The organism is Mycobacteriales bacterium (assembly GCA_035504215.1).
In the GTDB taxonomy this organism is placed as follows: domain Bacteria; phylum Actinomycetota; class Actinomycetes; order JAFAQI01; family JAFAQI01; genus DATAUK01.
Genome location: DATJSI010000063.1, coordinates 1 through 9,523 on the forward strand (window position 1 = coordinate 1; position 9,523 = coordinate 9,523).

Here is a 9,523-nt window from a genome sequence, read left to right on the forward strand (position 1 = left end):
TAGAGACTGCTGCGAAGGCGGAATGCCTGCACGTAGCCGTTGGTGTTCACCGCCGTGGCGAGCAGGGCCACGAAGAACCACTCCGCGCCGAGTGTGTGGTGCGTCTGGTGGCCCGCCATCGCCAACGCACAGATGACGAACGCGGACGTGAAGCCCACCAGCATGTTGATCGCCCGGTACTTGTGCGTGGCGTCGCCGATCAGGTCGCGCAGGCTGATCGTCATCGCCACGAAGACCAGGCCCGCCAGAGTCGCCGAGCCGGTCCCTACCAGAACGAAGAAGTCGTGCCACTGACCGGGGTCATAGACGACCGACGCTGACACAACGGTGATGCTAACGATCTTGTGCGCATCGGCGTGCTGGTCGGTAGGGTTGGTTCGCTCGGCCACCGGGGGGTGTCTGCCTCCGTCATGGGAGCGGACAGGAGCGGAGACAATGAGTACGACGCTGATGAGCGGCCGTGTCATGGGGGGCCGCCGGACCTGGGTGCACGCGGTCTCGGTCGGTGCGCTGGCCGCGATCTGTTGTGCGGGGGCGACCGCGGCAGCCACCTCGGCCGAAGCGGGGACTGGCCCCTCGATCACGGTCGACGGAACGAGCGTGAACGTCGCTGTCCAGGGCACGGATCACCGGCTCTTCTTCTACTGGCAGGCGAGCGGCAGCACGACATGGACGCCTGAACAGGTTGCTGCTAAAGGCTCGACGTACTCCGCGCCGTCAATGACCACCGACGGCAACGATGTCAACGTCGCCGTTGAGGGCAAAAGCCACAGCCTGCGGTTCTACTGGGCGGAGAACGGGGTCTCGGGGTGGAACCCGGAGACGATGGCCGGCAAGGGTACGACATACTCCGCGCCGTCCATGACCAACGACCACGACAACGTGAACGTGGTCGCCGAAGGCAAGGCGCACAGCCTGCTCTTCTACTGGCAGAAGAACTTCGTGCCCGGTTGGCACAAGGAGAAGGTCGCGGGCAGGAGCACCGCCTACTCGGCGCCGTCGATGACGACCGACGGCAACCACGTCAACGTCGTCGTCGAAGGCGCACACCATCGCCTGCTGTTCTTCTGGCAACGACATGGCACCTCGCGCTGGCACAAGGAGACGGTGGCTGGCAAGGGCTCGGCCTACTCGGGGCCGTCGATGATCAATGACGGCAAGGACGTCGCGATCGCGGTGGAGGGCCCGCATCACAGCCTGTCCTTCTATTGGCAGAAGAACGGCACCTCCGGTTGGAAGAAGGCACGGATCGCCGGCAAGGGCTCGACCCGGTCTGCGCCCGCGATGACCGCGGGCAACAAGCGCGCGCTGGTCAGCGCCGTGGGCTCCGGCGGCCGGCTCCTCTTCTACTGGAAGACCGACGGCGCGAAGGCCTGGCACCGCGAGAAGGCGGCCGCCCCGGCGAGCGCCTGGTCGGCCCCGGCCATCATCCTCGACGGCGCCAACGTCACCGTCGCCGCCGAAGGCGCGGCCGGCTCGCTCAATGCGTACTGGTCGCGCAACGGTAAGGGCACCTGGCATCGCGAGCAGATCGCGGCCGCCGGGACCACGTCCTAGCCACGCGTGGTGCTGATCCTCGCCGCAGCGCGACTCGCGGCGTTCGGCAGCCGGTCGTCGGGTCGCGATCATGCAGCAGCCCGCCGGTCAACGGGCCACGGCGGGTGCGTCGGTCGAGGTCCGACACCGTCAGGGTGTCGTGCGGCGCTGCTCGTGGCCTGAGCCGTGAACCTCGGTACGCTGCCTGCACGCTCTCTCGGGGGGAGTCCAATGTCCGGCATCGCATCGTTTCGTCACGCTGCCCGTGGGGCCACAGCCCTTGTCCTTGTTGCCGTCGCTGTCCTCGGCGCCGCGCCCTTGGCACATGCGGCCGGTCGGGCCCTGCCGGACGGCACCTTCGTCGCCTGCCCGGATGTGACGACGCTGGCGTATTCGACGACGTACTCCTGCGAGAACCTGACGTCGGCAATCACCGCCGCTGAAGCGTGGAACGCCAACAGCCGCGAGAACGCGACGATCGACCTTCTGCCCGGCCAGTACTGCCCGGTCCAGCTGCCCTACGACCCTTACCCACTCACGATCCAAGGCGTGGGCTTCGCAGGTGTGAAGAACGCCTCCGATGTCGACTCGTATACCGGATTCGAGGCAGACCTCTCGGAGTTCACCTGGAGCGACGCCCACTGCACCGCGATCGCCGGAGACGACTACTTCCTGGAGAACCAGCTGAACCTCCAGGAACCGGCGGAGATCTGGGGCACGATCGACCTGGTCAACTTCACGGTCAACGGCGCCGGCTCCGGTGCACCGACCAGCGGCGTCGATATCACCAACGCCCCGCTGTCGGTGCGCGACCTTCTGGTCGAGAACGTCTCGCAGTACGGTTTCGACTTCACCGACAGTGAGGACTTCTACAACGGCAACATCGAGAACAGCGCATTCATCGACAACGGCGTCGGCGCCTTCATCAACGCCGGCCAGAGCCACGGCGTGTCCATCGACGAGAGCACGTTTGCCGGCAACACCGAGTACGGCGTCGACGGTGGTGGGTTCTTCGTCCTCGGGGGCGACACGATCGCGCACAACGTGGACGGCATCGGCGGCAGCATCGACCAGCTTGCCTCCTCGATCGTCGGGGACAACACGAGCTTCGACTGTGACGGGGCGATCTCGGAGGACGCCGGTGACAACGTGCTCGGCGGCGACTGCAACCCCAACACGACCCTCAGCGATCCCGACAAGACATTGACGTCGACGATCGGTTCGCTCTCGACCGGCGATGCGATTACGCCGTCGATCCAGCCCGTGACGGAAGCGGCGATCGGCGCGGCCGAGTGCGGCAACATCGACGGGACCGACCAGGAAGAGCTCGTGGCGGACGACAGCTCGTGCGATGCGGGCTCGGTGCAGACAGCCGGAACCTCCGCCGACCCAGCTCCATCCGGAGACATCGACTTCGGCGCCGTTGCTACCAACGACCCGATGTCGCAGACCGAGCGGCTGAGTGCGGGCGGCGGCTTGGTCTCCATCTCCGGCGTCGACGCCGATGTGACAAGCGGGACCGGCGGCTTCGCCGTCACGAGCGACAACTGCACGTACGCTCCGCTGCTGGTTGCGAGCTTCGGGCAAGGCGCGTGCAGCGTGACCGTGCAGGCGACGAGTGCCGACGATTCCGGGGCCACCGCAGGCACCCTGACCATCCACACCAGTGACGGCGACATCACCGTCAACCTCGCCTCGAGCGGTGCGCCGGCGGTCCAGGCGGCGGGCGCTCCGACCGGGCTGACGCCGACCGCGGGCAACCGCCGGGTCACGCTCGGCTGGACTGCGCCAACCGACGACGGCGGCGTCGCTCTGCAGTACTACGAGATCGACGACTCCACCAACGGTGGCGCCAGCTGGCAGGTCGCCGACACCGACTACGACACGACCGACTCGACGATCAGCGACACGATCGGCAACCTGACGAACGGTACGCCGTACGACTTCCGGATCCGCGCGGAGAACGGCGTAGTCGACGGTTCCTGGTCTGATGTGGTCTGGGCCACGCCGAAGGGGCCGCAGCAGCCGAGCGCTTTGAGCGCGCCGCACTCGACGACGATCACCTACGGCAAGCGGGCGACTCTGTCGGCAAAGCTGACCGATAAAAAGACCGGCGCACCGATCGCCGGCGGCAAGGTGAAGCTCCTCGACCGCGGCGGGCGCAGTGGTGGATTCCACACGGTGACGACCGTCACCACGACGTCGGGCGGGATCGCGAAGGCCGCGGTCAAGCCGACGGTGAACACCGAGTACGAGTTCTCCTACTCCACTACCTCCGCGCATGCTGCCGCGACCAGCGGAATCGCAACGGTCCGCGTGGCGCAGGCGGTCAAGGCTGCGCTCAGCAAGACCACGACCGCACATGGCAGCAAGGTCGAGGTGTACGGCGTCGTGCGACCGGCCGCCAGCGGCGAGAGGGTCACCCTCGAGGTCGAGGTCAACGGCAAGTGGAAGAAGGTCGGCGGCGCGAAGACCAAGCACCAGAAGCTGCCGAACGGCACGCAGACGGTCGGCTACGTCATCACCTTTACGTCGGGCAAGGTGGGCAAGGTGTCGCTGCGCGTCGTACGGTCCGCGGACGCAACCAACGCGAGCGGTAGGTCGAAGAAGCTCAAGCTCGACGTCACCTGAGCTGAAGCTCTCGCTCAGACCGCCCACGCGTGCGCGGGGCCGGTCCGCTGTCGAGTCCGGGCAGCGGGCACCTCGTCGGCCAGCCGGGCGAGGGTTCCGATGACCTCCGGCACGAGATCAGGCGCCAACGTCAACGGCAGGCGCAGGTAGCCGTCGTGTGTGCCGGACACGGTGAACCGTGGCCCGGGTGTCACGCGGATGCCCCCGAGCAGGGCGGCGCGAGCCAGCGCCGTGCTCGACGAGTGACCCAGGTTGATCCAAACGGCCAGGCCGGCGGCCGGCGGGGTCAGGCTCCACGCGGGTGCGAGCTCAGCGATTGCAGCGACCACGGCATCCCGACGCGACGTTGCCATCGCCCGGCGGGCCGGCAGCATCCGGGGTGCCGCATCGAGCAAGCGGGTCGCGATCAGCTGGTCGAGCACCGGCGGCGCGAGGTCCTGGCCGCCTCGGTTGACCGCGAGCCGGCGGATCAGTGTCCCGGGACCGCGGACCCAGCCGACCCGAAGGCCCGGCCAGAAGGCTTTGCTCATCGACCCCACGTGGACCACGGTCGCGGAGCCCCCGAACCGGGGGAGCCGCACCGACAGCGCCTGGTGGCGGAACTCGAGCATCGTCTCGTCGATGACGACGACGGTCGGCTCGGCGAAGCTCTCGACGACCTCCCGCCGCTGATCGGGATCAGCCCATAGCCCGGTCGGGTTCTGCCCGTCGAAGGTCAGGTGAACCAGCGCAGGCGGCGATGCCGGGCGGATGAGCGGCGCGACGTCCCAGCCGGACTGGTCGACCGGAAGGGGCACGACGCGCGCTCGATGAGCCAGCGCCGCGTCCACGACGGCGGGATACGTGGGTTGTTCCGTGATCACGGTCGATCCACGGGCGCCGCAGACCTGCAGCAGCAGGTCCCACGCGTGCAGCGCGCCGCTGGTGACCAGCACCTGCTCCGGCGAGGTCGCCAGTCCGCGCTGCGTGTAGCCGCGAGCGATCCTGCGGCGCAGCTCGAACAGCCCGCTCGGATCGAGCCCCGGGCCGCCGAGGTGCTGCGGCAGGTCCTCGACGGCGGCCGCGGCGGCGATCTCGGGCAGTTCCGCCGGTGCCGGAAGCGCCGCCACGGTGAGGTCGAGCACCGCACCGGGAGGTGGGCTGTCCTCGTCGGGTCGGCTCAGGTGCGGAGCCGGCAGCGCCGCGACGGTCCCGGCGCCGTACCGGCTCGACAGATACCCCTCGTCCCGGAGCCGGTTGTAGACCTCGGTGACCGTGGCACGCGAGACACCCAGGACCGCGGCGAGCTCGCGTTCGGCAGGCACGCGTGCGCCGGGGATCACGCGCCCGTCGAGCACGAGCGCCCGAAGGGTGTAGGCGAGGCCGTCGCCGATCGGCCGCACCTCGAGGGCCGGCGACAGCCAGGCCGCCAGCCGTCGGGTGCTCACCACAGGCCAAGGCTAACAACTTGGCCTGATTAAAACTAGGCCAAGTTGCGGACGATGGACTCATGAAACGCCGTTCCCTTCACCTTGCAGCCGGGCTCGTGCTCTATGGGCTGAGCGACGCAGGCCTGCTGCTCGCCGCGCTCGGTGTCGATCCGTGGGACGTGCTGCACCAAGGGCTGGCGCGCACCTTCGGCGGCGCCGTCGGCACCTGGGCAATCATCGTCGGGGCGGTCGTCCTGATCGGCTGGATCCCGCTGCGGCAGCGACCGGGCGTCGGCACGATCGCCAACGTCGTCGTGATCGGCTCGGTCATCGACGTCGTGCTTGCGGAGGTTCCTGCGCCGCACTCGCTGGTCGTGCGCGCCGTCCTGCTCGCGGCATCGATCGGTGCCAACGGCATCGCCACCGGGCTGTACATCGGCGCCGGGCTCGGGCCCGGTCCGCGGGACGGCTTAATGACAGGGATCGCCGGACGCGGCCACTCGATCCGGGTGGTCCGTACGACGATCGAGCTCTCGGTGCTGCTCGTTGGATGGGCACTCGGCGGGAACGTCGGGATCGGCACGGTTGCCTATGCGCTGCTGATCGGCCCGATCGTGCACGTGACGCTGCCGCTGTTCGCGATCCGGCCCTCGCCGGCACCCCACGCTGCTGGGCGGCCGCCAGCCGAAGCCGGCCGCCCCGAGCCGTCTTGCTTATTGACCTAAGCACTCCTTAGCCTGCCAAGTGTGACTTTGACGGCCAGAGAGCGCGCCATCGTAGAGCTGCTGCGCCGCGACCCGCTCATCGGGTCGGAGGGCATCGCGGCGCGGCTCGGCACCTCGCGCGCGGCGGTCAACGTCCACCTGTCCAACCTCGGCCGCAAGGGCGTGATCCTCGGCCGCGGGTACCTGCTCGCCGAGCGACCGGGCGTCGTCGTCATCGGCGGAGCGAACATCGACATCAAGGCGCACAGCACTGCCCCGGCCACGCCGAAGACCAGCAACCCCGGTCGCGCCTCGATGACCGCCGGCGGCGTCGGGCGCAACATCGCCGAAAACCTCGCCCGGCTCGGCGTACGCACGTTCCTCGTCACTGCTATCGGCCGTGATGCGCTCGGCGACAGCCTGCTGAGCCAGACCGTCGCGGCAGGGGTGCGCTGCGAGTACGTCCAACGCACGGATCTGCCGACCGGCACCTACACCGCCGTCTTGGACGCCGACGGCGAGATGATCGTTGCGGTGTCCGACATGGCCGCCGTCGGCGCGCTCGGCGCCGACCAGGTCAATGGCGCGCGGGACATCATCGCGACTGCCGGCCTCGTGGTGGTGGACGGGAACCTGGGCACTGATGCGCTGACCCACGCCGGCGACCTGGCGGCGGCCGCCGGAGTGCCGATCGTGCTCGAGCCGGTCAGTGTCCCCAAGGCGGCCAGGATCGCGGAGTCGATCGCCGTCGACCGGCCGTTGTACGCCGTGACTCCGAACCGTGACGAGCTCTCGGCCTTGACCGGCCGGCCGACCCGCACCGACCACCAGCTGCGCAAGGCTGCCGAGGACCTGCACGACCGCGGTGTCGAGCAGGTCTGGGTCCGGCTCGGCGCGCGGGGCTCGCTGCTCAGCACGCAGTCCTCCGGTACGACGTGGCTGCCGGCCGCCCAGGCAACGGTCGAGGACGTGACCGGCGCGGGCGACGCGATGACTGCCGCGTTCTGCTACGCCGTCTTGAGTGGTCGCGAACCGCTCGAGGCGGCTCGCTTCGGTCAGGCCGCGGCCGTGCTGACCCTCGCCAGCCCGCACACCGTCCGGCCCGATCTCACCCCGCGGCTCATCGAGTCGGCACTCGCGTCGGCAGTCGCGTCGGCAGGCTGAGGAGGGCCGTGTGACCACACCGGATCAGAACCTCGTCGTAACGGACGAGGTGTTCACCGCGCTGGCCGAGGGGAGGCCCGTGGTTGCGCTGGAGAGCACGATCATCAGCCACGGGATGCCCTACCCGCAGAACGTCGAGATGGCGACCGGCGTCGAGCAGATCATTCGCGACAGCGGCGCGATTCCGGCGACGATCGCCGTACTCCACGGGCGCCCGAGGGTCGGGCTCGATCCGGCCGACCTGCAGCTGCTTGCGACCAGCGACGACGTGGCCAAGGTCAGCGTTCGGGACCTGCCGGTCGTGATCGCCAGGCGCGCTCACGGCGCCACCACCGTGGCCGCGACGATGCGGCTGGCCGCCCTGGCCGGGATCCGGGTGTTCGTCACCGGAGGGCTCGGCGGGGTGCACCGCGGAGCGCAGCGCACGTTCGACATCAGTGCCGACCTGACCGAGCTCTCCACCACTTCGGTCGCGGTGGTCTCGGCCGGCGTGAAGAGCATCCTCGACATCGGTCTGACGCTGGAAGCACTCGAAACCCTGCGGGTTCCCGTCCTCGGCTATCGCACCGACGAGTTTCCCGCCTTCTTCTCCCGCAGCAGCGGGCACCGGGTGCCGGCCCGCGTCGACTCGCCCGACGAGGTGGCCGCGGTCATGGCCGCGAAGTGGGAGCTCGGGATCGACGGCGGCATCGTGGTGGCCAACCCGATTCCTGAAGCGGACGAGGTCCCTGCCGAGACGATCGACCGCATCATCGCGCAGGCAATCAAAGACATGGACGAGCGCGGCATCCACGGCAAGGACGCGACGCCGTATCTACTCGGCCGGATCGTGGAGCTCACCCGCGGCGCCAGCCTCACCGCCAACATCGCGCTGGTGAACAACAACGCCCGGCTCGGTGCTGAGATCGTGCGTGCCTACGCGGCGACATCGACCCGCTGACGGATCGTCGAACGGTACGCCGAGCCGGCCGCGCGGCGCCGGCTACGAGCCTTCCGACAGATGACCGCCGGAAGAGGTGATGCCGCCGCCGGCGTACTGCCCGCCCTGCCGCGCGCGGCCACGGCGGATGTGGTCGGCGTGCTCGTCGCGCTGGAAGACCAACGTCCACTCGCCGAGCTCGATCCGGTCGCCGTGGTGCAGGCCGGTCTCGCGAATCTGACTGTTCATCAATGCGCTTCCGTCTGCGCGCAGCGCGTGGAAGACGTACTCATCGCCGTCCGAGAGCCACTCGACGACTGCGTGCTGGGGGGCGAGCCCGTGCAAGCTGATGTCCTGGTCAGCCGCGCTCCCGATGGTGACCCGTTTCCCGGTTAGCAGGTAGGCGACTTCTTCGCCCCTCGCCGCAGGGCTGCCGGCCGATGCGTGACCACCGGTCGCCACCACCAGGCGCGGACGTCCGGACTGCGGGGGCGGCGTTTCCGCCATGACAGCAGCTCCTTCGGTACGAGTCGTCTGAGTGTTTCGAAGCCAGAGCGTTCCCACGGGACCGAGAAGTAGTCCCTGCCGGACCGTCGGGCGGAGCGAGAGGTCGAGACCGGCGCTACGGATGCTTCGAGATCACCCGGCGGAGGACCAGGTTGTCCGCCGCGGCGATCGGTGGCATCTGGTCCAGCTCGTGCCGTGAGACCGCGTTCAGCTCGTCCCCCCACGGGCGGTCGATCACGAAGCTCGTCCCGCTGGTGAGGTAGCGAACGATGAAGTGCTGCCAGGCGAGGTTGAAGCGTCGTTTCACGGATTGGCCGTCGACCACCCTGTGCAACCGGTCGTAGTTGATGCCCGTCACATCCACCGGCACCCGGCACCCGGCCCGCAGGTCGCTGCTCAGCCGGTCCATCTCGATCAGCGCGGTGGGATCGTCCGCGGCCACGCAGCCCGGTGGCGCGGCGGCGCTGAAGGCCTGGTGGGGGAAAGCCAGCTCTTGGCGGCGGCCGACCACGGAGATCGCGGACACCACCGCGAGCGCCGTCACGACCACGACCAACCCACGTCCGAACCATTGATGGCGGGCATGGAGCAGGCTCACGCCGATTCCGACCACGAGTGCCGCCGATGCCGCGGTCAGAGCCGTGTAGTGAAGG

At 69.0% G+C, this 9,523-nt stretch carries 9 protein-coding genes; 5 read left to right on the forward strand and 4 right to left on the reverse strand.

The annotated features are described in order from the left end of the window. The coding region (locus tag VME70_08110) for a hypothetical protein (GenBank protein HTW20157.1) at window positions 1-323 on the reverse strand (323 nt) is incomplete at its 3' end. 112 nt (window positions 324-435) lie between these two features. On the opposite strand from VME70_08110, the gene VME70_08115 reads away from it, so the two are divergent. After that, window positions 436-1,557, forward strand: coding sequence for a PQQ-binding-like beta-propeller repeat protein (locus tag VME70_08115; GenBank protein HTW20158.1), 1,122 nt, complete (start codon window positions 436-438; stop codon window positions 1,555-1,557). 210 nt (window positions 1,558-1,767) lie between these two features. Beyond that, window positions 1,768-4,167, forward strand: coding sequence for a fibronectin type III domain-containing protein (locus VME70_08120; protein ID HTW20159.1), 2,400 nt, complete (start codon window positions 1,768-1,770; stop codon window positions 4,165-4,167). A 14-nt stretch (window positions 4,168-4,181) separates the two neighbouring features. Here the strand turns inward: VME70_08120 and VME70_08125 are convergent, their stop codons facing one another. After that, window positions 4,182-5,594, reverse strand: coding sequence for a PLP-dependent aminotransferase family protein (locus tag VME70_08125; protein HTW20160.1), 1,413 nt, complete (start codon window positions 5,592-5,594; stop codon window positions 4,182-4,184). A gap of 62 nt (window positions 5,595-5,656) precedes the next feature. Here VME70_08125 and VME70_08130 point away from each other — a divergent pair, with 62 nt between their 5' ends. From VME70_08130 to VME70_08140, 3 genes are read left to right on the forward strand one after another with little or no spacing between them, the layout of a single operon-like run. Then, window positions 5,657-6,301: a hypothetical protein gene (locus VME70_08130; protein ID HTW20161.1), complete on the forward strand. Its 645-nt coding sequence runs from the start codon at window positions 5,657-5,659 to the stop codon at window positions 6,299-6,301. 21 nt (window positions 6,302-6,322) lie between these two features. Then, window positions 6,323-7,444 (forward strand): carbohydrate kinase, encoded by a 1,122-nt coding sequence (locus VME70_08135; GenBank protein ID HTW20162.1) that lies wholly within the window; start codon window positions 6,323-6,325, stop codon window positions 7,442-7,444. 10 nt (window positions 7,445-7,454) lie between these two features. After that, on the forward strand, window positions 7,455-8,384 hold the full coding sequence (locus tag VME70_08140; GenBank protein HTW20163.1) for a pseudouridine-5'-phosphate glycosidase: 930 nt from the start codon (window positions 7,455-7,457) through the stop codon (window positions 8,382-8,384). Between the two features lie 42 nt (window positions 8,385-8,426). Here the strand turns inward: VME70_08140 and VME70_08145 are convergent, their stop codons facing one another. Continuing rightward, entirely contained in the window at window positions 8,427-8,870 is a 444-nt protein-coding gene (locus VME70_08145; GenBank protein HTW20164.1) for an FHA domain-containing protein, read from the reverse strand. Window positions 8,871-8,985: 115 nt separating this feature from the next. Beyond that, a partial coding sequence (locus tag VME70_08150; protein HTW20165.1) for a hypothetical protein occupies window positions 8,986-9,523 on the reverse strand: 538 nt, incomplete at its 5' end.